Below are 21206 nucleotides of genomic sequence, written 5' to 3'. Positions count from 1 at the left end.
GCTAGCGTAGCAGGCTCAGTGCGCCTTGTCCCAGTTCGGGCCGACTCCGATCTCGGCCAGCAGCGGTACCCTGAGGTCGGCCACGCCCGCCATGATGCGGGGGATCTCGACCCTCACCCATTCGACTTCCGCCTCGGGTACTTCAAACACCAGTTCATCGTGCACCTGCATGATCATTTTGGTGGCGCGCTTCTCGGCGTCGAGCACCTCCTGCACCTTGACCATGCTGAGCTTGATCAGGTCGGCCGCGGTGCCCTGCATGGGCGCGTTGATGGCCGCGCGTTCTGCGCCGCCACGACGCGGGCCGTTGGGTGAGTTGATCTCGGGCAAATACAGGCGCCGGCCGAACACGGTCTCCACATAGCCCTTGCTTTTGGCGGAGAGGCGCGTTTCGTCCATGTAGTTCTTGACGCCGGGGTAGCGCTGAAAATAGCGGTCAATGTAGGCAGCCGCCGCCTTGGTCTCGATGCCCAGGTTGCGCGCCAGGCCAAAGCTGCTCATGCCGTAGATCAGGCCGAAGTTGATGACCTTGGCGTAGCGGCGCTGTTCGCTGCTCACCTGTTCCACCGCAACCCCAAACACCTCGGCCGCTGTGGCGCGGTGCACGTCAAGCCCCTCGGTGAAGGCGCGCAGCAAGGCCTCGTCTTCGCTGAGGTGGGCCATGATGCGCAGTTCGATCTGCGAATAGTCGGCACTGGCGATCACGCTGCCGGCCGGTGCGACGAAGGCTTCGCGCACGCGGCGGCCCTCCGCCGTTTTCACCGGAATGTTCTGCAGGTTGGGATCGTTGCTCGACAGGCGCCCGGTAACGGCAACCGCCTGTGCGTAATGCGTATGCACCCGGCCCGTCCTGGGATGCGCGAGCTGCGCCAGCTTGTCGGTGTAGGTTCCCTTGAGTTTGGAAAGCCCGCGGTGCTCCAGGATCTTGGCGGGCAAGGGATAGTCCTCCGCAAGTTTTTCCAGCACCTCCTCGTCGGTGCTCGGCGCACCGCTCGGGGTTTTCTTGACGACAGGCAAGCCCAGTTTGCTGAAGAAGATTTCACCGATCTGCTTGGGACTGCCCAGGTTGAAGGGCTGGCCCGCCAGTTCATGGGCGTCGGCTTCCAGCTGCACAATGCGCGCGCCCAGCTCACCGCTTTGTCTGGCCAGCGTGGGGGCGTCAATCAGCACGCCGTTGCGCTCGATGCGGTAAAGCGTTTCACTGCTTTTCATTTCGAGCTCATACACAAAGCGCAGCTTGTCGTTGGCCTGGATCTGGGGCCAGAGCACGCGGTGCACGTCCAGCGTCTGGTCGGAGTCCTCGCACGAGTATTCCGCGGCCTTGGCAATATCGACCTGGTTGAACTTGATCTGGTGCACGCCCTTGCCACACAGATCTTCGTAATTGATGCCGCTGCGCCCTACATGCCGCTCCGCCAGGCTGGCCAGGCCATGCGGCTTGTGCACTTCCAGCACATAGCTTTGCAGCATGGTGTCGTGCGCATAGCCCTGCACTTCGATGCCGTGGTTGGCAAACACATGGCGGTCGTATTTGACGTGCTGGCCCAGCTTGGCTTTGGCCGGGTTTTCCAGCCAGGGCCTGAGGCGGGCCAGCACCTCGTCTCGCGGCAATTGCGCGGGCGCATCGGGGTAGTCGTGCGTCAGCGGAATGTAGGCAGCCTCGCCGGGTGTCACGCTGAAGCTGATGCCCACGATCTGGGCCAGCATTTCGTCCAGCGAGGTGGTTTCGGTGTCCACCGCCACCAATTCTGCGGCTTCAATTTTGGCCAGCCAGCTGTCAAGCAACTCCCAGGTGAAGATGGTGTCGTACTTGAGATTGCTGGCCCGCCCGGCCAAAGGGACATCCGGCAGCGAGGGTTCGTCAAACAAGCCGGGCGAAGCCGAAGGACCCACGGAGCCCGGCGATTTGGCATGCCGACCCTCGGGTCCGCCAATCAATTCGGGTGGCGTACTTTCGGTGTCGATTTGCCTGACCAGCCCCTTGAAGCCGTATTTCTCGTAAAAAGCCTTCAAGGCCTCCGTCTGCTGCCCACCGATGGCTATTGATTCCAGAGCGGGCAGGCCATCGATGTAGTCGATCAGGTCGCAGTCTTTCTTGATGGTCAGAAGCTCCCGGCCTTTGGGTAGCCATTCCAGCGAGAGACGCAGGTTGTCGCCGACCACGCCCTTGATTTCGCCGGCACGCGCCACCAGGGCATCGAGCGAGCCGTATTCCAGCAGCCACTTCACCGCCGTTTTGGGGCCAACCTTGGGCACGCCGGGCACGTTGTCCACGGCATCGCCAACCAGTGCCTGGTAGTCCACCATCAGGCGCGGCGGCACGCCGAATTCGGCTTCGACCCCGGCCAGGTCGCGCCGGCGGTCATTCATGGTGTCGATGACGGTGATGTTTTCATCGACCAGCTGGCTCAGGTCCTTGTCGCCGCTGGAAATGATGACTTCAATGCCCTGCTTCGAAGCCAGGCAGGCCAGCGTGCCAATCACGTCATCGGCCTCCACGCCGGGAACGTCCAGCACTTTCCAGCCCAGCAGCCGCACCACTTCATGGATAGGCTCCACCTGGCTGCGCAGGTCGTCGGGCATGGGTGAGCGCTGGGCCTTGTACTGCGGGTAGAGCGCATCGCGAAAGGTCGGACCCTTGGCGTCAAACACGCAGGCGGCGTAGTCGGCGCGCACGTCCTTGCGCAGCTTCTGCATCATGTTGATCATGCCGCGGATGGCGCCCGTGGCCGGGCTGGTGGGATCGCCCGGGTTGGCGCGCAAGTCGGGCATGGCATGGAAGGCGCGGTACAGGTAGCTGGAGCCGTCCACCAGCAGCAGTGTTTTTTTGTCAGAACTCATAGGGCCTGATTGTCAGGGATATCGGCAGAGGCCTCCATCAAACACAAACGGCGCCTGGCGCCTTCTTTCACACTGGATTTCCGCCTACGTCGCAAGCCACCTTTTTACGACACTCAAGGCCTTTGTAAACACGTCCCCGCAAGCCTACAATACAAGTATGAAACACGTTTTTAGCCCCCTTCTTGCCGCTGTGCTCACAGCGCTGCCGCTGGCTGCAGCTGTGGCGCAAACGCAGGCACCTGCGGCCGCAGAGAAAAAAGAGGCGGCACCAGCGCGCACCGGACGCCCGGACAAAGCCATCAAACGCATCCATACCGAAGATGCCGGCACGCGCATCGATGAGTTACGGGTAGGCGGCGAGACCCAGCAAATCGTCGTCCAACCCAAAACCGGTGGTCCTGCCTACGAGGTCAAGCCGGCAGAAGGCGCAAGGGGCGCCGCACCGGCAGCAGCCAGCGGCGACACCAACGGTTCGCGCGTCTGGAACGTGCTCAAGTTTTAAATTTTTAGCTCAGGGTTCAGTTTCAGGCATGGCCGTTTTTACCGAGGTCTCGTTTGACGAGGCCGCAGCGTTCTTGAACGCCTTGAATTTGGGGCAACTGCAGAGCATCAAGGGCGCTGCAGGCGGCATCGAAAACACCAACTACTTTGTAGACACCGATCAGGGCCATTACGTGCTGACGCTGTTCGAGCGCCTGACGTTCGAACAACTGCCGTATTACCTGCACCTGATGAAACACCTGGCGGCACATGGCATTCCGGTGCCCGATCCGGCCGAAAACGGCAAGGGTGAAATCCTGCACCGGCTCAAGGGCAAGCCGACTGCCGTGGTCAACAAGCTGCGTGGCCACAGCGAACTCGCCCCCACACCCGCGCACTGCGCTGCCGTAGGCGAGATGCTGGCCCGCATGCACCTGGCCGGGCTGGACTACCCGCGCCAGCAGCCCAACCTGCGCGGCCTCGCCTGGTGGAACGAAACTGTGCCCGTGGTGCTGCCGCACCTCACGCCCGAGCAACGCAGCCTGATCCTGGGTGAACTGGCTTACCAGAACCATGTCGCCGCCTCATCGGCCTGCCGCAGCCTGCCGCGGGGCGCGGTGCACGCCGACCTGTTTCGTGACAACGTCATGTTTGAGGACGGCAAGCTCACCGGGTTTTTTGATTTTTATTTTGCCGGCTGCGATACCTTTTTGTTTGATATCGGGGTTTGTCTCAATGACTGGTGCATTGATCTGGACAGCGGTGCACAGGACAGCGCGCGTGCCGATGCTTTCGTGGCCGCCTACCAGAGCGTGCGCCGCCTGACTGCGCAGGAGCGCACCTTGCTGCCGGCCATGCAACGCGCCGGGGCGCTGCGCTTCTGGATCTCACGGCTGTGGGACTTTCATTTGCCGCGCGAGGCGGCCGTGCTCAAGGCGCACGACCCGGGCCATTTCGAGCGTGTGCTGCGCCAGCGGCTCACAGACCCGTACGCCCTTTAACCCAACCTTTAACCCCAGCAAGCCGCGGCTCCCCGCCGCAGGGGGCAACTCCGGGCGTGGCGGCCCGACTTTGAGGCAAACTGTGCCTTTGCAGCGTCCAATTTATGCGTCATCCGGCGTTGTCGCAGATCCTTGAACAGGTTTGCCCTGTCCCCTGCCCCCCCTTTTCCATCCTATTTTCGGCCCGTCCCTGTCAACACCATGAAACTCAATATTGTTCCCGCGCGTACCGGCGTCACCTGGGTCAAGCTCGGCATCAAAACCTTCATGAAGCAGCCCTTGGCGATGTCGGGCCTGTTTTTCATGTTCATGGCCATGCTCTCGCTGGCGACGCTGGTGCCCTTCATTGGCGCGGCGCTGGCACTCGCCTTGCTGCCCGCCGCCACGCTGGGCCTGATGGCCGCTACGCAAGAGGCCACCAAGGGCAAATTTCCGATGCCGTCGATTCTGATCAGCGCCTTTCGTGCCGGCCAGCAGCGCATGCGCGCCATGATGGTGCTGGGCGGGCTGTACGCGGCAGGGTTTTTAACGCTGATGGGAATCTCGGCGCTGTTCGATGGCGGAGAATTTGCCAGGCTGTACCTCGTGGGCGGCAAGATCACCGAAGAGCTGTTGCTGCAGCGCGGTTTCCAGACGGCCATGTGGGTGGCGCTGGGCCTTTACCTGCCGCTGTCACTGCTGTTCTGGCATGCTCCGGCGCTGGTGCACTGGCATGGCGTGACGCCGGTCAAAAGCCTGTTTTTCAGTTTCATGGCCTGCTACAAAAATCTGGGTGCGCTCACGGTATTTGGTTTCGCGTGGACCGGTGTGTTTCTGTTTGCGGCCCTGCTGGTTTCATTGATTGCCAGCGTGCTGGGCAACCCCACGCTCGCAACGGTCGTGATGTTTCCCGTAGCGCTGGTCATCGTGGCGATGTTTTTCACCTCGATTTACTTCACCTTCCGGGACAGCTTCCTGGCCACGCCCGAACTACCCACCGACTCCGGTGACCAGCCAGCCGACCGATCCTGAGCGCGGACTGAACATCGCAGAAGCAACCGGCCGGGCATTCACAGGCGAGGCTCATACGCGAGGCTGATCCCCGCATATCCCCATACCCCTCCTATCCCGGCAAGCCTGGGGGGAGCGGGCGTCACGGAATTGTCACCTTTGTTTCACACAATGCGTGAACCGGCAACGCGATCCCGTTGCCAGTTTCAATGCAATGTCACACGAAAGCTGCCAATGTCCAAGCCAACCCACACCGATAGCGCCTATATCGACCCTGATGACCTGAACAACAACACGTCGAACAATCCGTCTTTCGAAACGGTTCTGGATGCCCGCCTGAGCCGCCGCTCGGTGTTGCGGGGCTCTGTGGGCACCGCTGCCGCCGCCGTCTTTGGCAGCCTGGCCGCGTCGGCCGTGGATTTTGGCGATGAAGCCGTTGCCGCACCCCATGAAAAGCTGCTGGGTTTCAAGGAAGTGGCCAAAGGCCTGGCCGACATGGTGGTGGTGCCGCCCGGCTATACCACCAGCGTGCTCTACGCGTTGGGCGACCCCCTGACGGCGTCCACACCCGCCTACAAAAACGACGGCACTGACAGCGACTATGAAAACCGCGCGGGCGACCATCACGACGGCATGGAGTGGTTTGGGCTGGACAACAGCGGCCGACCATCAAACAGCGCCAACAGCCGCGGCCTGCTGGCGATGAACCACGAAGCAACAACGGACGAAAAACTCTCGTCGTTCTTCCTGCATGCCAACGGCGGCACCAGCGTCCTCCCGCGCCCGGCCAGTGAAGTCGAAAAAGAGCTCGCCATTCATGGTGTGGCCGTGGTCGAAGTTCGCCGCAAGGGTGCCAAGTGGGAGTACCTCAAGGACTCCGCTTTCAACACCCGCCTGACACCGCTGAGCGAAATCGAGATTGCCGGGCCGGCGCGCGGCAACCCGCTGATGGTCACCAGGTTCTCGCCCAACGGCACCAAAACCCGCGGCACGCTGAACAACTGCGGTACCGGCAAAACGCCTTGGGGCACCTTTTTGACTGGCGAGGAAAACTGGGCCGGCTACTTCACGCGCCCCAAGGGCGATGACGCGGCACGCGAAGGCAACAAAAGCGTGACCGCACTGGTGCGCTACGGCCGTGCCGAAGGCGCCAGCACGCGCCACGGTTGGGAAACCGCCGGCAAGGACGACAGGTTCGCGCGCTGGATCAACGCCAAAACCGGCACCTCGGCCGATGGCAGCGACGACTACCGCAATGAGCTCAACGGCATGGGCTACATCGTCGAGATGGACGCCTACAACAAAACAAAACCCGCCAAAAAACGCACTGGACTTGGCCGTTTCGCCCATGAAAGTGCGGCGTTCGGCAAGGTGGTTCCCGGCCAGCCGCTGGCCGTGTACCAGGGCGACGATTCACGCAACGAGTACATCTACAAGTGGGTGTCTGCCGCCAAGTGGGATGCGGCTGACGCCAACTCGGCCGACCGCCTGGCCGCCGGCGACAAGTACCTCGACAACGGCAAGCTTTACGCGGCCAAATTCAATGCGGACGGCACCGGCCAGTGGCTGGAGCTTTCGCAGACCAACCCGGCAGTTGCCGGCTATGCCAAATACCCGTTCGCCGATCAGGCCGACATCGCCGTGAACACGCGTCTGGCGGGCGATGCCGTGGGCGCCACCAAAATGGACCGCCCCGAATGGTGCTCGGTCAACCCGGCCAATGGTGAAATTTATTACTCGCTGACCAACAACAGCAACCGCCGTGTCGAGCCCAGTGGCTCGTCGCAGCTGGCACCCGACAGCGCCAACCCGCGCGCCTATTCCGACATCAGGGGCACAGCGACGGTGCAAACCGGCAATCCAAATGGCCACATCCTGCGTATGAAGGAAGGCGCCGCCGGTTCGGCTGCGACCAGCTTCACCTGGGACGTGTATCTTTTCGGCGCCGAAGCCAGTGCAGCACCCGGCTCCGTGAACCTGTCGAAATTGACGGGCGACCAGGACTTTTCGAGCCCCGACGGCCTGGCCTTCAGCCACAGCACGGGCATTTGCTGGATCCAGACCGACGACAGTGCCTACACCGACGTCACCAACTGCATGATGCTGGCCGGCTTGCCGGGCCAGGTGGGCGACGGCCGCAAGGTCACCCTGAACTACCCCAAAGCCGATGGCGGCGCACTGGCGGTTGACACCTACGTCGGCAAGACGCCAACGCCCGACAAGCTCAAGCGCTTTCTGGTGGGACCAGTGGGTTGCGAGATCACGGGACTGGCCGAAACACCCGATGGCAAAACCCTGTTTGTGAACATCCAGCACCCGGGCGAAACCACCGCGCAGGCCAACATCGGCGACCCGGCCAAATACACCAGCCAGTGGCCGGCCAATGCGGGTTACGGGGCCGGCAAACGTCCGCGCTCGGCCACAATCGTGATCACGAAAAACGACGGTGGACGCATCGGCAGCTGACCGGCCGGCGCGCCTGGCCCTGCACAGGGCCAGGCGAGGGAGCGCGGCGGCGCTCAACTCGCGTAACGTACTTCGAGGATTTCGTATTCAATGGCCTGGTCGTAGGTCTTGGCATCATGCATCGCAAGGTACAGCAGGATTTTTGCGGCGTGCGCCTTGATGACGCGATGCAGCAGGACGCCGACGATGACCAGCGGAAGCCCCGCCCAAAGATAACCCCACAGGCTCAATGCCGTGCCAATGCCCAGGAGAGGCAGCGAGATACCCACAACAAACAGGCGATGCCTGACGTACTTCTGCGCGCGCTCCGGATTCACGATCAAACGAAAACGCCCCCTGGGCACGCCGGCGCAAAACTCCTGATGCGGCACGTAAATCGGGGAAGAGGTGTCAGCGGACGGTTCGGGTTCGTTCATGTGTTCTCACAGGCTGCTTGATCCTGGGGGTGCGGGCACTGCACCACGGGGCTAACCTATCTTAACCACCGCCTAAACCACCGTCAGCTTGGCCACACTCAGTGCCAGCCATTTCACGCCATGCCGGGTGAAATTGATCTGCGCCCGCGCATCGTCACCACTGCCTTCGAGCATCAGCACCTTGCCCTCGCCAAACTTGGCGTGGAACACCTGCATGCCGCCTTTAAGCCCATGCGAAGGCGCGTTGCGCTGCGGCGGCACCGGTGGATTGGCAAAGCGCTCGGATGAACCGGACTTTGAAGAAAAAACGTTGCTGGCCCAGTCGCCACGGGTGCCACTAGCTCCTGAATTATGAGCACCGCCCCACCCACCGGATCCCATGCCCAGGCCGGATGCAAAGCCCTGGTTTTTGGGCGTGATCCATTTGAGCGCCGCTTCCGGCAGCTCGTCAAAAAACCGGCTTTTCAGGTGGTAGCGCGTCTGGCCGTGCAGCATGCGGGTCTGCGAATGGCTGAGGTACAGCCGCTTGCGCGCACGCGTGATGGCCACGTACATCAGGCGGCGCTCTTCCTCCAGCCCATCGTGGTCGCTCATGGAATTTTCATGCGGGAACAGGCCCTCTTCCATGCCGGTGATGAAGACGCAGTCAAACTCCAGCCCCTTGGACGAGTGCACCGTCATCAGCTGCACGGCATCCTGGCCGGCCTGCGCCTGGTTGTCGCCGGACTCCAACGCGGCATGCGTGAGAAAGGCCGCCAGCGGTGACAGCGTTTCACCGGTCTCGGTGTCGGGCGCCAGCAATTCCGGCAAGGGCTCACTCAGCAGCGCAGCGGAAGGATCGAGGCCCTGGCTGGCAGGCGACTGGCCCAATGCCAGGTTCGCACGCGAACCCAGTTCGTCCACCGGCAAGGCCACGGCATCGCGGCCAAAGCCTTCCTGGCTGACGAAGGACTCGGCGGCGTTGACCAGTTCGGCCAGGTTCTCCAGCCGGTCCTGACCCTCTTTTTCGGTCTTATAGTGCTCTTCCAGCCCGCTGTGCTGCAGCACCAGCTCGATGATTTCGCGCAGGGTGAGGCCGGTGGTTTGCTCGCGCAACACATCGATCTTGGCCACAAAGGCGCCCAGGTTGGCTCCGGCCTTGCCAGTCACCGCACTGACACCGTCATGCAGCGAGCAACCCGAGGCGCGCGAAATGTCCTGCAACTGCTCAATGCTGCGCGCACCAATACCACGCGGCGGAAAGTTGACCACGCGCAAAAAGCTGGTGTCATCGTGCGGGTTCTCCAGCAGGCGCAGGTAGGCCAGCGCATGCTTGATCTCGGCGCGCTCGAAAAAGCGCAGGCCGCCATACACGCGGTAAGGCACACCGGCATTGAACAGCGCCGTCTCCATCACCCGGCTTTGCGCATTGCTGCGGTACAGCAGCGCGATCTCCTTGCGCTCGGCGCCGTCTCGCACCAGCTGCTTCACTTCATCGACAAACCACTGGGCCTCGGCAAAATCAGAAGTGGCCTCATAGACGCGCACCGGCTCGCCCGGGCCGGCCTCGGTGCGCAGGTTCTTGCCCAGGCGCTTGCTGTTGTGGCTGATCAGCTCGTTGGCCGAATCCAGAATGTTGCCGAAGCTGCGGTAGTTGCGCTCCAGCTTGATCTGGTGCTGCACATCGAACTCGCGCACAAAATCGGTCATGTTGCCCACGCGCGCACCGCGAAAGGCGTAGATGCTCTGGTCGTCGTCACCCACCGCCACCACCGAGCCACCCGGCATCGCGGCGGCGCCCTGCGTGGCTTCGGGGCCCTGGCCCGCCAGCATCTTGATCCAGGCATATTGCAGCTTGTTGGTGTCCTGGAACTCATCGATCAGGATGTGCCGGAAACGCCGCTGGTAGTGCTCGCGCACGGGGGCGTTGTCACGCAGCAGTTCATAGCTGCGCAGCATCAGCTCGCCAAAATCCACCACGCCTTCGCGCTGGCATTGCTCTTCGTACAGCGCGTAGATCTCGACCTTCTTGCGGCCTTCCTCGTCACGCACCTGCACGTCCTTGGCACGCAAGCCGTCTTCCTTGCAGCTGGCAATGAACCACGCCAACTGTTTGGGCGGAAAGCGCTCGTCGTCCACATTGAACTGCTTGCACAGCCGCTTGATCGCCGACAGCTGGTCTTGCGTGTCGAGGATCTGGAAACTCTGCGGCAGATTGGCCAGCTTGTAATGCGCGCGCAAAAACCGGTTGCACAGGCCATGGAAGGTGCCAATCCACATGCCGCGCACATTGACGGGCAGCATGGCAGACAGGCGGGCCAGCATTTCCTTGGCCGCCTTGTTGGTAAACGTCACGGCCAGAATACCGCCGGGCGACACCTGGCCGGTTTGCAGCAACCAGGCAATGCGGGTGGTCAGCACGCGGGTCTTGCCGGAGCCCGCCCCGGCAAGAATCAGGGCGTGCTCATTCGGCAGGGTGACAGCGGCATGTTGCTCGGGGTTGAGGTTGTGCAGCAGCGGGGAATCTCGGGTGACTTGTGGAAACATGGGTCCATTGTAGAAAACCGGCACCCACACCCCCTCCCCGCACCCGGGGAAGGGTTAAGAGAGCCGCTCACAAAACCCAGCGAAGCGGTCCTGGCTAGGCGTGCCGCCGCAGACAGTGCTGCAGCACGGCAAGGCGGCACAACGACGCCAGGAGGGTTTTGTTAGCGGCTCTAATCCAGACTGATCTTGATCCGCTCCCCCAGGTCGCGAAACCTGGCGATGTCGGTTTTCATGATCGCGCGCAACGCGTCGGGGCCCAGGGCTACGGCTTCCAGCGACAACTGGGCGCATTTTTCCTTCACCTCCGGCATGGCCATGATTTCGCTGATTTCCCGCGTCAGCCGCTGGACCACCGCCACAGGCGTTCCTGCAGGTGCGGCGACGGCGTAGAAACCGTCAAAGCTGGCCTGCGGCAGGCGCAACTCCTCCATGCCCGGCGTTTCGGGCAGGAACGCCGTGCGCTTGGCGCTGGTCACCGCCAGCACGCGCAGCTTGCCGGCCTTGATCTGCGCACTGGCGGCCGAGAGGGTTTCCACGCCCATATCAATATCGCCGCGCATCAGGCCTATCAGGGCTTCGGCGCTGCCCTTGTAGGGCACGGCCTCCAGTTCGACACCGGCGGCGTGGGCCAGCAGCTCCGCGGAAAGATGGGGCGCAGTCCCGGGCCCATAGGTGGAATAGGTCAGCGATTTGGGCTTGGCCCTGGCTTGCGCAATGACGTCGGACAGGCGCTGGTAGGGCTTGGACGGCGCCGTGACCAGCACCAGGGGCGCATAGGTGACCAAAGCGATCGGGATCAGGTCCTTGAGCACATCGAAGGGCAGCTTGCTGCGCAAGCCCGGCACGACGGTGAAACTGCTGGCGCCTGAGACCAGCAGCGTGTGGCCGTCGGGGATGGACTTGGCCACCGCATCCACACCGATGACGGTTGCCGCGCCCGGTTTGTTCTCGATGATGACGGCTTGCCCCAGGCGGGGCCCCAGGCGCTCAGCAATCAGGCGGGCCACGGTGTCGGTTGCGCCGCCCGGCGGGAACGGCACGATCAGCTTGAGGGGCTTGCTGGGCCAGCTCTGGGCCAAGGCCAGCGGGCTCGCCAGGCTGGTCACCAGAGCGGCCAGGACAGTTATCAGCGTTGCGCGGCGTGATGTCGATGTCATGCTGTTCTCTTTTCAGGTTAAAAATTTAAACGCAAGATTCAGTGGGCAGACGCGCTGCGCTGCCAGGGCAGACCTGGCGCGCCCAAGTCCCAGTACAGCCCGGCCATGATCTGTAGGCCCTCACGCGCGACCGACGCCAGCAGGTGCTCATTGGGCGCGTGCTGCGCACAGGCCGGGTAGGAATGCGGCACCCACAGCGTGGGCAGGCCCAGCACATCGGCAAACACGTCGTTGGGGAGCGAGCCGGCCAGATTGGGCAGCAGGGTGACGGGCTTGCCACTGCTGGCGGCCATGGACTGCATGGCCCAGCCGACCCAGGGGTTGTCCAGATCCAGCCGCGTGGCGGGTGAGTCGGCGGTAACGCTCACTTCCACGGCGTCAAAGCCGTGCGCGTCCAGATGGGCGCGCACGATGTCCGGCAACTGCTGCCACGGCGTACCCGGCACAAAGCGCAGCTGGCAGTGCGCCACGGCCAGCTGCGGAATCGCATTGACCGGACGCTCGGCCGAGCCAGCCCCCAGCGCCAGCACTTCCAGCGTGTTCCAGCCAACCAGGCGTTCAGCCGCCGTCAGGCCGGGCTCACCCCAGGCGGGATTGATCTGCGGGTCGTCCGTGCCGCCGCCGACCTGCACGTCGCGCAGCGCGCGCCGGATGTTGTCCGCCAGTGCCGGTGGGCGCAAACCCTCGACCTGGATACGCCCCCGTTCATCGACCATGGACGCAATGGCGTGCGCCAGCACGATGCCGGGGTTGGTCAGCACGCCACCCCAGTTGCCCGAGTGGTAGGCGCGCTCGCGGCTTTGCAGGCGCAGCGAGAAATTGACCAGCCCGCGCGAGCCCAGGAACAAGGTGGGCTGCTGCGCCTGCACGCGTGGCCCGTCGCAGGCGATCAGCAGATCGGCGCGCTGCAGCTCGCGTTCGCGCTCGCACAGCTCACGCAGGCCCGGACTGCCCGCCTCCTCGCCCATTTCCAGCAGCACCGTCACGTTGTAGCCCAGCCGGCCGCCACGCGCGGCCAGGGTGTGCTCCAGCGCTGCGAAGTTGATGGTGTGCTGGCCCTTGTTGTCTGCCGTGCCGCGGCCGTACCAGCGGTCGCCCTCCACGGTCAATTGCCACGGGCTCAGGCCCTCGCGCCAGTGCTTGTCCTGGCCGTTGACCACATCGCCATGCCCGTAGGTCAGCACGGTAGGCAGGTCCTGGCCCTCGACGCGGCGCGCCACCAGCAGCGGCCCGCCGGTAGCCACCGGATTGGCCTTCACCTCGCAGTCAAAGCCCAGCCGGATCAGGGACGGCACGATGTCATCGCGCAAATAGTCGCCCAAGGCTGGGCCGGGCTGCCCACTGTCGCTCTCGGTGCGCCAGGCCACGCGGCGGGCCAGGTCGCGCTGGAAATGCCCGGCGTCAAACCAGGCGGAGGCAGATTCGAGTAATTGGTCGCGCGTCATGTTTTGGCTTCCTTGGAGCATTGCCAAAAGTCTAATAAACTCAAAGAGCTTTCACAATTTGAGAATAAGCAACTCAGCCTTGCGCTGGCGGCAATGCACGCAAGCCACACGGGAAGCCATACGATGTCCTTGTCATTGCTGGGCACAGCCACCCGCTACTTTCTGGAAGTCGCCCGCACCGGCTCGGTGACTCAGGCGGCGGAGCAGCTGCATGTGGCGGTATCGGCCGTCAGCCGCCAGATCACCAAACTCGAAGACAGCCTGGGCTGTGCCTTGTTCGAGCGCCAGGCCCGCGGCATGGCGCTCAGCGCTGCCGGGGAGCGGCTGGCCGCCTATGTGCGCACCACCATGCTCGATGCTGAACGCGTGGTCGACGAGGTCAAGGGGCTGGGCGGGCAACGCGCCAGCCGCATCCGCCTCGCCTGCACCGAAGGCCTGGCCTGCGGCTTCATGGCGGAGGTGATGTCTTCCTTTCGCGCAGCGCATCCCGGCTGCGGCATTCACCTGCAGGTGGGTACGCCCGACGAAGTGAGCCGGCACCTGCTGCGCGGCGAGGTGGACCTGGGGATCAAGTTTTCCGTCGCCCCGGACAAGGGCCTGAAGATCGAACACAACCAGCCCGCGCCCATCATGGTGCTGGCGGCACCCGGCCATGCACTGGCCCGGCGACGCAGTGTGTCGGTGGCTGACATCGTGCGCCATCCGCTGGCCGTGCCCGAGGCCGGCACCACGGTGCGGCAGATGCTGGACCTGTGCTGCAGCCTCAAGGGCCTGCACTACCAGGTGGCTTACACCGGCAACTACCCCACCTTGCTGGCGCTGGTCATGCAGGGCGAGGTGCTGACGCTCTCGGCCCTGGTCAGCGCCGCGCACGCCGTTCGGGCAGGTGAGCTGGTGGCCGTGCCGGTGAGCGAACCGCAATTTCGCCAGCGCAGCCTGCAAGTGCTGACGCTGCAGGGGCAATCACCCGGCACGCTGGCCAGCGACTTCAGGGATCACCTGATAGCGACTGCGCTCAGGCTCGGCCAGGCTGTGTAACGGGTGTAAGAGCCAGGCGCCCCAAACGACATCTGGGAAAATGCCTGTGCTGCAGGAGCCCCTGAAATGAAACACCTTGTTCTGTTAACCGCTTTGTTCAGTTGCGCCGCGTCCGGCACCTGGGCCCAATCGTTCTGCGCCAGCGACGGCCAGCCCCGGCCAACTCAACTCATCGAGCGCTTCATCAACGCCGACTGCGACAGCTGCTGGATCGACCCGGCCACCCCGCGGGCAAGCGCCGGCCAGATCGCGCTGGATTGGGTCGTTCCCGGTAGCAAAGGCGACGACGCGCCGCTTTCCGCGGTAGCAACGCGCGATGCGCTGGCCCGTCTGGAGGCCTCGAGGCAACCCGTTCCCGCCAGGAGCAGCAGCCGCACCCATTCCGTCAACCACCTCAAGGGCAGCACGCTGCGCGTGGCCCACGGCCTGCCGCTGGCCGACTATCTGGGTGCTTCGATAGAGCTCAAGCCCGTCCCGCCCGCCGCGCAGGGGCAACGCTGGACGGCCTGGCTGGCATTGGTTGACACCCTGCCAGCCGGCACCGAGGGCTCGCCCACCGAGCGGAACCTTGTCAGAAACCTGCTCCAGGTCTCCTGGGATGGTCGAAAGCTGTCAAACACAGAGCAGAACCAGAACCGCTTTTTCGAAGCGCGCTCCATGGCCATTGCACAGGGCGCCAATGCGGGCCGGCTGCGTGTGATTGGCTGGGTTGAGGATGAGAAAAACCGGGTGCGGGCTGCGGCCCAGTCGCGCTGCGAGGCAAGCCCCCCGACGCCCAGCCAGGGCCCGAAATAGGAGCTCGAAATAGCATCCCGGAATGGGACTGCCCATATAAAGGGTATACAGGTCACGGCATCATCGCCGGACACCCGCGCGCCTAGAATCACTTACCGGGCCCAAGCAATTGCGCCCGGTTTTTTGTTTCTGCGTTCCATGGGGACAATGCGGACAAGAACCGGTCCAGTCCAAGTGCCTGGGGATGCTCTGCCTAACTCCCGCCATGCGCGTTCGAGTCCAAAACGGGATGATTTGTCCGCCAACACCGCGCGTCGTGTGCCCGAAGGCACACGCAAGCGGTTTGGTGGGCAAAGCGCCCGTTTTGGGTCGAACCCGAAGGGGCGTGGTTTTGCGGGCGATCCGCCGCGTTGCAAAACCAGGCAAGGCGTCCAGCCTTGCCTTGGGTTTTGCGCCTTGCGGCTCATCCCGCAAAAGCCCCGCCGCGCGCGGCGCGAGTTAGGCAGAGCATCCCTGGTTATCAACAGTCTTCAGGAGCTTGGGAAACATGGAAATTTTCGATTACGACAATGTGCTGCTGCTGCCCCGCAAATGCCGGGTAGAAAGCCGCTCGGAGTGCGATGCCGGTGTGACGCTGGGCGGGCGCACCTTCCGCATCCCGGTGGTGCCGGCCAACATGAAAACGGTGGTCGATGAAAACATCTGCACCTGGATGGCCAAGAACGGCTACTTCTACGTCATGCACCGCTTTGACCTGGACAACCTGCAGTTTGTCAAAGACATGACGGCCAAAGGCGTTTACGCGTCAATCTCGCTGGGGGTTAAAAAGCCCGACTACGACACGGTGGACCAGTTTGTGGCCGAGGGTCTCGCCCCCGAATACATCACGATAGACATTGCCCACGGCCATGCCGACAGCGTGCAGAAAATGATCGGCTACCTCAAGCAAAAGCTGCCCGCATCGTTCGTGATTGCCGGCAACGTGGCCACGCCCGAAGCGGTGATTGACCTGGAAAACTGGGGCGCCGATGCGACCAAGGTGGGCGTTGGCCCCGGCAAGGTTTGCATCACCAAAATGAAAACCGGCTTTGGCACCGGCGGCTGGCAGCTCTCGGCGCTCAAGTGGTGCGCCCGCGTGGCAACCAAGCCCATCATTGCCGACGGCGGCATACGCGAGCATGGCGACATTGCCAAGTCCATCCGTTTTGGCGCGACCATGGTGATGATAGGCTCCCTGCTCGCCGGCCTGGAAGAAAGCCCCGGCAAAACCGTGGAGGTCGATGGCAAGCTCTTCAAGGAGTATTACGGCAGCGCCTCGGACTTCAACAAGGGCGAGTACAAGCACGTCGAAGGCAAACGCATCCTGGAACCCATCAAGGGCACGCTGGCGGACACCCTGCGCGAGATGGAAGAAGACATCCAGAGCTCCATCAGCTATGCCGGGGGCAAGAAACTGATGGACATCCGCAAGGTCAACTACGTGATCCTGGGCGGCGACAACGCAGGCGAACACCTGCTGATGTGAGGCTTTGCCGGTCCAGGCTGCTGCAGGAGTACAGTCATCGCCAAACCATGAAAGCGAGGATCCGTGCCCACTGCAGCCATTGAAATACGTCGAAAATATTCACGCGAAGAAGAAACGGCCCTCATCGATGCCGTGCAGGCCGCGATGATTGCGGTGCTTAAAGTCCCGCACTGGACCACGATGATTCGCCTTTTCGTCCACGAGCCGCACCGCTTTGTCGGGCCTCCAGACAAGGGCGACCAATACACCCTGGTCAGCATCGACTGCTTCATCGGGCGCTCCGTCGAGACCAAACGCGCGCTGTACCAGGCCATCGTGCAAAACCTGGGCCTGTGCGGCGTCCCCGCCGACCACATCAAGGTGGTGGTGCGGGAAGCGCCACGCGAGAACTGGGCGATTCGCGGCGGCATCCCGGCGTCTGACGTCGCACTGGAGTACGACGTCAATATTTAGGGCCTGTTCACCCTATTGAAACATCACACCTAGGCCGTAGCCCGCAACAGATCCAGGGCCAGCTGGTTCAGCCGGTGACCAGGCTGCACCAGGGCCTCGACGATGCTGAAGTGATTCAGCCCCAGCAAGGCTTCGCGCACAGGCACCACCCGGGGGCCCCATGCCTGCTCGATCAGCGCGTTGTGCCGCAGGAATTCTTCGCTCTCGTCGGCCCCGGCCACGGTGTAGAGCACGCCCCGCGCAGGCGGCGGCATCCACGCCGGGCTGGCCTGCAGGACTTGCGCCGGGGTCAAGCGCAGCGCCTCCTGCAGGAACGGCGTATGCATGATGGATTCAAGCTCATAGAGGCCCGAAATCGACAGCGCGTTTTTGACCAGCTCGGCCGGCAGGTCCCCGGCATGGACCGGCCACCGGCAGGCCAGCAGCATGGCGGCCAGATGGCCACCGGCCGAATGCCCCATCACGGTGATGCGCTTCGGGTCGCCACCAAACCGCGCCACGTTGCGGTAAGTCCAGGCCAGCGCCCTGACCATCTGCAACGCGATGTCGGGAATGGTCACGGCCGGGCACAGGTCGTAATTGGGAATCACCACACAGGCGCCCGCCTCCACGAAGGCAGGAGCGACAAAGGAGTGGTCGGCCTTGTCCAGCGACCGCCAGTAACCGCCGTGAATGAACACCACCACCGGCGCCCCGGGCTTCGCAGCCGGAAACACGTCCAGCTTTTCACCGCTGCCCTGGCCGTAGGGGACGTCCAGCGTGCAAGGCAGCGTGCTCCTGGCCTGCGCCGAAGCCTCGGCCCAGTGCGTGAAATGCGCCTCGTGCTCCGCCACGCGCGCCCGGTTGTTGTACATGCTGTCTAGCCACGCAGGGTCAGGTTGGTTCATGGATGCTCCTGAAAATCAAGTCGTCAAAACTGCTCAAACTGCCGCCATCTTGGCACAGTCGCGCACGCCCCTGACCCCACGGGAAAACCCGGAGTAGCTTTTTTGCCATTCGGCGTATTCTGTATACAGAGTACAAAAAATGACTTCCCATCTCATCAAAATCGAATCAACCCCCGACTTGGTGGACCAGGTCTATCGCAGCCTGCTGGACGCCATCAGCGACGGCTCCCTGGCGCCGGGTTCGCGCATCATGCAGGAAGATATTGCGGAGCGGCTGGCGGTGTCGCGCCAGCCGGTCCTGCAGGCCTTGCGGCTGCTGAAAAAAGATGGCTTTGTGCTGGACGCGCCCGGCCGCGGAGTGCTGGTGGCGCCGCTCGACGTGGCCTGGCTGGTGCAGATTTACCAGGTACGCGGCGCTCTGGACGCGCTGGCCGCCCGGCTCGCTGCACGTGCCCGCAGCCCGCTGGATCCGCGTCTGATCAGCCAGGGGCGCGCTGCCGCACGGAGCAACAAGGTCAAGGCCATGATGGCGGCGGACGCGCAGTTTCATGCTGCGATTTATGCCGCATCCGGCAACCCGCTGATCGCCCAGAGCGCGCAGCTGCATTGGCACCACATCCGCCGCGCCATGGGCGCGGTGCTGCAGGTGTCGACCATGCGCGAATCGATCTGGGATGAGCACGAGGCGATTGCCAGGGCGATAGCCAGCGGAGATGAAGACACGGCCGAAACCCTGATCCGCCAGCATGACGAGGACGCCAGCCACAACCTGGCGAGCCTGCTGTCCAGCGCACTCAAGCAGCCTGCCCCTTCCGCGAACATCACAGCCCAGCCCGTTCTGCCCCGCCAAAGCCATGGAGACACACGATGAAACTGACGCCCGAACAACTCGCCCAATTCGACCGCGACGGCTACCTGTTTTTCCCCGGCCTTTTTACGCCGGAAGAAACGCAGGCGCTCAACAACGCCGTGCCCGACCTTTACAGCCGGCGCGAGGACTACAACGTGCGCGAAAAAGGCAAGGACGCGGTGCGCACCAACTTCGCCGCCCACATGTACAGCGAGCCGTTTGCCAAACTGGGCCGGCATCCGCGCATGATCGAGCCGGTGGAAGACCTGCTGGGTGAAAAACTCTACATGCACCAGTTCAAGATCAACGGCAAGATGGCCTTTGAAGGCGATGTCTGGCAGTGGCACCAGGACTACGGCACCTGGCTGAACGACGACATGATGCCGACCGAACGTGCGATGAATGTGGCGATCTTCCTGGACGATGTCACCGAGCACAACGGCCCGCTGATGTTCATTCCCGGCAGCCACAAAAAGGGCGTGGTGGACGCCAGACATGACCTCACCACCACCAGCTACCCGCTGTGGACGGTGGACAACGACCTGATTCGCCAGCTGGTGCAGCGTGCCGGCGGCAAACAGGGTGGCATTGTCAGCCCCAAAGGCCCGGCCGGCTCGATGATCCTGTTCCACTCCTGCCTGGTCCACGCCTCGGGGAGCAACCTGTCGCCCTTCAACCGCGTCAGCGTCTACCTGAGCCTGTGCGCCGTCAGCAACCACATTCGCCGCCACAAGCGCCCCGAGTACATTGCGCACCGCGACTTCACCCCCATCACCTGCCTGCCGGATGACTGCCTGCTGGCTGACTACCCGGTGGACCTGCCCTGGAGAGATGGCGTGCCGGCCACCGCGCTGCAAACGTCGACGGACGAAATCGCCCCTGAACGCAAGGCGGCCTGAGAACTTTCCACCCCCTTTCCGTTCGGGCTGAGCCTGTCGAAGCGCGCTGCGCAAGCGGCACGTCGACAGGCTCGGCAAGAGCGGTTTTCACGAACAAAACACCATGAACCTCTACACCAAACTCCAGCAACGCGCCGCCGACAACCAACCCGTGCGCATCGGCCTGATAGGCGCCGGAAAATTCGGCTCCATGTACCTGGCGCAGATTCCCAGAACCCCCGGCATACACCTCGTCGCCATTGCCGACCTGTCGCCCAACGCGGCCCGCACCAACCTCGCCCGCGTCGGCTGGAAACCCGAAATGAGCCAGGCGGAATCGGCGCAAACGGCGATCAAAACAGGCGCGACCTGGATCACGGACGACTGGCAGGCGGTCGTCATGCATCCGCAAATCGACATCATTGTGGAATGCACCGGCAACCCGGTGGCGGCCGTCGAGCACTGCCTGCAGGCTTTTGCGCATGGCAAGCATGTGGTCAACGTCACGGTGGAGGCCGATGCCTTTTGCGGCCCGCTGCTGGCGCGCAAGGCGGCTGAGGCCGGGGTGGTTTACTCGCTGGCCTTCGGTGACCAGCCGGCCTTGATCTGCGACCTGGTGGACTGGGCCCGCACCTGCGGGTTTCCGGTGGTGGCGGCAGGCCGTGGCCACAAATGGCTGCCGCATTTTTGCGAATCCACGCCCGATACGGTGTGGGGCAACTACGGCCTCACGCCCGAGCAGGCCCTGCGTGGCGGACTGAACCCGAAAATGTTCAACAGCTTCCTCGATGGCTCCAAACCCTCCATCGAATGCACCGCCGTGGCCAACGCTACCGGCCTCACCGTGCCCAGCAACGGCCTGCTCTACCCGCCCGCCAGCATCGAAGACATTCCCTTTGTGACGCGACCTATTCAAGAGGGCGGCGTGCTGGAGCGCAAGGGCATGGTCGAAGTCATCTCCTCGCTGGAAGCCAATGGCCGCAAGATTCCCTACGACATCCGCATGGGGGTCTGGGTCACGGTCGAGGCCGAAACCGACTACATCAAGAACTGCTTTGAAGAGTACAACGCACATACCGATCCGAGCGGCCGCTATTTCACGCTGTACAAGCGCTGGCACCTGATCGGGCTGGAGGTCGGCGTGTCGGTGGCCAGCGTGGCGCTGCGCGGCGAACCGACCGGCGTGGCGACCTGCTGGAACGCCGACGTGGTGGCCACCGCCAAGCGCGACCTCAAACCCGGCGACATGCTGGACGGCGAAGGCGGCTACACGGTCTGGGGCAAGCTGCTGCCGGCCGACACCTCCCTGCAGATGGGTGGCCTGCCCCTGGGCCTGGCGCACCAGGTCAAGGTGGTGCGGGCGGTCAAGAAAGGCCAGAGCCTGAGCTGGGCCGACGTGGCCATGGACACCTCAACACCCGCCTACAAGGTGCGCCATGAGATGGAAACCATGTTCTCGCCGGCCATGAAGAAAGCCGCCTGACAGCCTTCTTGCGCTGCGTGCCGGATGATGGGTAC

17 protein-coding genes are annotated in these 21206 nt (G+C 63.3%); 11 read left to right on the top strand and 6 right to left on the bottom strand.

Annotated features, from left to right (window positions below):
* Positions 1 to 15: 15 nt before the first annotated feature.
* Positions 16 to 2841 carry a DNA polymerase I gene (gene polA / locus AC1DUR_RS09690; RefSeq protein ID WP_477718690.1) on the bottom strand — a complete coding sequence of 942 codons (2826 nt, stop codon included), beginning with the start codon at positions 2839 to 2841 and terminating at the stop codon, positions 16 to 18.
* A 157-nt stretch (positions 2842 to 2998) separates the two neighbouring features.
* Between polA and AC1DUR_RS09685 the strand changes: the two genes are divergently transcribed.
* The 4 genes from AC1DUR_RS09685 to AC1DUR_RS09670 all read left to right on the top strand — a co-directional run bounded on the left by AC1DUR_RS09685 (position 2999) and on the right by AC1DUR_RS09670 (position 7778).
* Positions 2999 to 3343: a hypothetical protein gene (locus AC1DUR_RS09685; protein WP_477718689.1), complete on the top strand. Its 345-nt coding sequence runs from the start codon at positions 2999 to 3001 to the stop codon at positions 3341 to 3343.
* Positions 3344 to 3371: 28 nt separating this feature from the next.
* The gene (locus AC1DUR_RS09680) at positions 3372 to 4322 is read left to right on the top strand and encodes a homoserine kinase (protein ID WP_477718688.1); all 951 of its coding nucleotides are present in this window, start codon (positions 3372 to 3374) and stop codon (positions 4320 to 4322) included.
* A gap of 201 nt (positions 4323 to 4523) precedes the next feature.
* Positions 4524 to 5333 carry a BPSS1780 family membrane protein gene (locus AC1DUR_RS09675; protein ID WP_477718687.1) on the top strand — a complete coding sequence of 270 codons (810 nt, stop codon included), beginning with the start codon at positions 4524 to 4526 and terminating at the stop codon, positions 5331 to 5333.
* A 213-nt stretch (positions 5334 to 5546) separates the two neighbouring features.
* The gene (locus AC1DUR_RS09670; RefSeq protein WP_477718686.1) at positions 5547 to 7778 is read left to right on the top strand and encodes a PhoX family protein; all 2232 of its coding nucleotides are present in this window, start codon (positions 5547 to 5549) and stop codon (positions 7776 to 7778) included.
* 53 nt (positions 7779 to 7831) lie between these two features.
* On the opposite strand, the gene AC1DUR_RS09665 is transcribed toward AC1DUR_RS09670, so the two are convergent.
* The 4 genes from AC1DUR_RS09665 to AC1DUR_RS09650 all read right to left on the bottom strand — a co-directional run bounded on the left by AC1DUR_RS09665 (position 7832) and on the right by AC1DUR_RS09650 (position 13322).
* On the bottom strand, positions 7832 to 8194 hold the full coding sequence (locus tag AC1DUR_RS09665; protein WP_477718685.1) for a hypothetical protein: 363 nt from the start codon (positions 8192 to 8194) through the stop codon (positions 7832 to 7834).
* Positions 8195 to 8266: 72 nt separating this feature from the next.
* A complete protein-coding gene (locus tag AC1DUR_RS09660; protein ID WP_477718684.1) occupies positions 8267 to 10720 on the bottom strand; it encodes a UvrD-helicase domain-containing protein in 2454 nt (817 codons plus the stop codon).
* A gap of 170 nt (positions 10721 to 10890) precedes the next feature.
* Positions 10891 to 11877, bottom strand: a complete 987-nt coding sequence (locus tag AC1DUR_RS09655) for a Bug family tripartite tricarboxylate transporter substrate binding protein (protein ID WP_477718683.1) — start codon at positions 11875 to 11877, stop codon at positions 10891 to 10893.
* Between the two features lie 38 nt (positions 11878 to 11915).
* A complete protein-coding gene (locus tag AC1DUR_RS09650) occupies positions 11916 to 13322 on the bottom strand; it encodes a M20 family metallopeptidase (protein ID WP_477718682.1) in 1407 nt (468 codons plus the stop codon).
* 123 nt (positions 13323 to 13445) lie between these two features.
* Here AC1DUR_RS09650 and AC1DUR_RS09645 point away from each other — a divergent pair, with 123 nt between their 5' ends.
* From AC1DUR_RS09645 to AC1DUR_RS09630, 4 genes are all read left to right on the top strand, one after another.
* Positions 13446 to 14360: a LysR family transcriptional regulator gene (locus AC1DUR_RS09645; protein WP_477718681.1), complete on the top strand. Its 915-nt coding sequence runs from the start codon at positions 13446 to 13448 to the stop codon at positions 14358 to 14360.
* Positions 14361 to 14426: 66 nt separating this feature from the next.
* Positions 14427 to 15155 carry a hypothetical protein gene (locus AC1DUR_RS09640; protein WP_477718680.1) on the top strand — a complete coding sequence of 243 codons (729 nt, stop codon included), beginning with the start codon at positions 14427 to 14429 and terminating at the stop codon, positions 15153 to 15155.
* 487 nt (positions 15156 to 15642) lie between these two features.
* Positions 15643 to 16620, top strand: coding sequence for a GMP reductase (locus AC1DUR_RS09635; protein WP_477718679.1), 978 nt, complete (start codon positions 15643 to 15645; stop codon positions 16618 to 16620).
* A 63-nt stretch (positions 16621 to 16683) separates the two neighbouring features.
* Positions 16684 to 17073 (top strand): tautomerase family protein, encoded by a 390-nt coding sequence (locus AC1DUR_RS09630; protein ID WP_477718678.1) that lies wholly within the window; start codon positions 16684 to 16686, stop codon positions 17071 to 17073.
* Positions 17074 to 17102: 29 nt separating this feature from the next.
* On the opposite strand, the gene AC1DUR_RS09625 is transcribed toward AC1DUR_RS09630, so the two are convergent.
* A complete protein-coding gene (locus AC1DUR_RS09625) occupies positions 17103 to 17960 on the bottom strand; it encodes an alpha/beta hydrolase (protein WP_477718677.1) in 858 nt (285 codons plus the stop codon).
* 139 nt (positions 17961 to 18099) lie between these two features.
* Between AC1DUR_RS09625 and AC1DUR_RS09620 the strand changes: the two genes are divergently transcribed.
* The 3 genes from AC1DUR_RS09620 (at position 18100) to AC1DUR_RS09610 (ending at position 21171) form a co-directional block, all read left to right on the top strand.
* Entirely contained in the window at positions 18100 to 18831 is a 732-nt protein-coding gene (locus AC1DUR_RS09620) for a GntR family transcriptional regulator (RefSeq protein ID WP_477718676.1), read from the top strand.
* The gene (locus AC1DUR_RS09615) at positions 18828 to 19709 is read left to right on the top strand and encodes a phytanoyl-CoA dioxygenase family protein (RefSeq protein ID WP_477718675.1); all 882 of its coding nucleotides are present in this window, start codon (positions 18828 to 18830) and stop codon (positions 19707 to 19709) included. Before AC1DUR_RS09620 ends, AC1DUR_RS09615 begins: the two co-directional genes overlap by 4 nt.
* A 103-nt stretch (positions 19710 to 19812) precedes the next feature.
* Positions 19813 to 21171 carry an NAD(P)H-dependent oxidoreductase gene (locus AC1DUR_RS09610; protein WP_477718674.1) on the top strand — a complete coding sequence of 453 codons (1359 nt, stop codon included), beginning with the start codon at positions 19813 to 19815 and terminating at the stop codon, positions 21169 to 21171.
* Positions 21172 to 21206 lie beyond the last annotated feature (35 nt).

It is taken from the genome of Polaromonas sp. P4_F4 (genome assembly GCF_056401355.1).
The sequence above is the reverse complement of the archived record's forward strand: the minus strand, read 5'-3'. Positions and strand labels throughout refer to the sequence as shown.

Excerpts from the sequence above, each read along its gene's own strand:
- polA (WP_477718690.1), bottom strand. The coding sequence starts at position 2,841 with ATGAGTTCTGACAAAAAAACACTGCTGCTGGTGGACGGCTCCAGCTAC.
- AC1DUR_RS09685 (WP_477718689.1), top strand. The coding sequence starts at position 2,999 with ATGAAACACGTTTTTAGCCCCCTTCTTGCCGCTGTGCTCACAGCGCTG.
- AC1DUR_RS09680 (WP_477718688.1), top strand. The coding sequence starts at position 3,372 with ATGGCCGTTTTTACCGAGGTCTCGTTTGACGAGGCCGCAGCGTTCTTG.
- AC1DUR_RS09675 (WP_477718687.1), top strand. The coding sequence starts at position 4,524 with ATGAAACTCAATATTGTTCCCGCGCGTACCGGCGTCACCTGGGTCAAG.
- AC1DUR_RS09670 (WP_477718686.1), top strand. The coding sequence starts at position 5,547 with ATGTCCAAGCCAACCCACACCGATAGCGCCTATATCGACCCTGATGAC.
- AC1DUR_RS09665 (WP_477718685.1), bottom strand. The coding sequence starts at position 8,194 with ATGAACGAACCCGAACCGTCCGCTGACACCTCTTCCCCGATTTACGTG.
- AC1DUR_RS09660 (WP_477718684.1), bottom strand. The coding sequence starts at position 10,720 with ATGTTTCCACAAGTCACCCGAGATTCCCCGCTGCTGCACAACCTCAAC.
- AC1DUR_RS09655 (WP_477718683.1), bottom strand. The coding sequence starts at position 11,877 with ATGACATCGACATCACGCCGCGCAACGCTGATAACTGTCCTGGCCGCT.
- AC1DUR_RS09650 (WP_477718682.1), bottom strand. The coding sequence starts at position 13,322 with ATGACGCGCGACCAATTACTCGAATCTGCCTCCGCCTGGTTTGACGCC.
- AC1DUR_RS09645 (WP_477718681.1), top strand. The coding sequence starts at position 13,446 with ATGTCCTTGTCATTGCTGGGCACAGCCACCCGCTACTTTCTGGAAGTC.
- AC1DUR_RS09640 (WP_477718680.1), top strand. The coding sequence starts at position 14,427 with ATGAAACACCTTGTTCTGTTAACCGCTTTGTTCAGTTGCGCCGCGTCC.
- AC1DUR_RS09635 (WP_477718679.1), top strand. The coding sequence starts at position 15,643 with ATGGAAATTTTCGATTACGACAATGTGCTGCTGCTGCCCCGCAAATGC.
- AC1DUR_RS09625 (WP_477718677.1), bottom strand. The coding sequence starts at position 17,960 with ATGAACCAACCTGACCCTGCGTGGCTAGACAGCATGTACAACAACCGG.
- AC1DUR_RS09620 (WP_477718676.1), top strand. The coding sequence starts at position 18,100 with ATGACTTCCCATCTCATCAAAATCGAATCAACCCCCGACTTGGTGGAC.
- AC1DUR_RS09615 (WP_477718675.1), top strand. The coding sequence starts at position 18,828 with ATGAAACTGACGCCCGAACAACTCGCCCAATTCGACCGCGACGGCTAC.
- AC1DUR_RS09610 (WP_477718674.1), top strand. The coding sequence starts at position 19,813 with ATGAACCTCTACACCAAACTCCAGCAACGCGCCGCCGACAACCAACCC.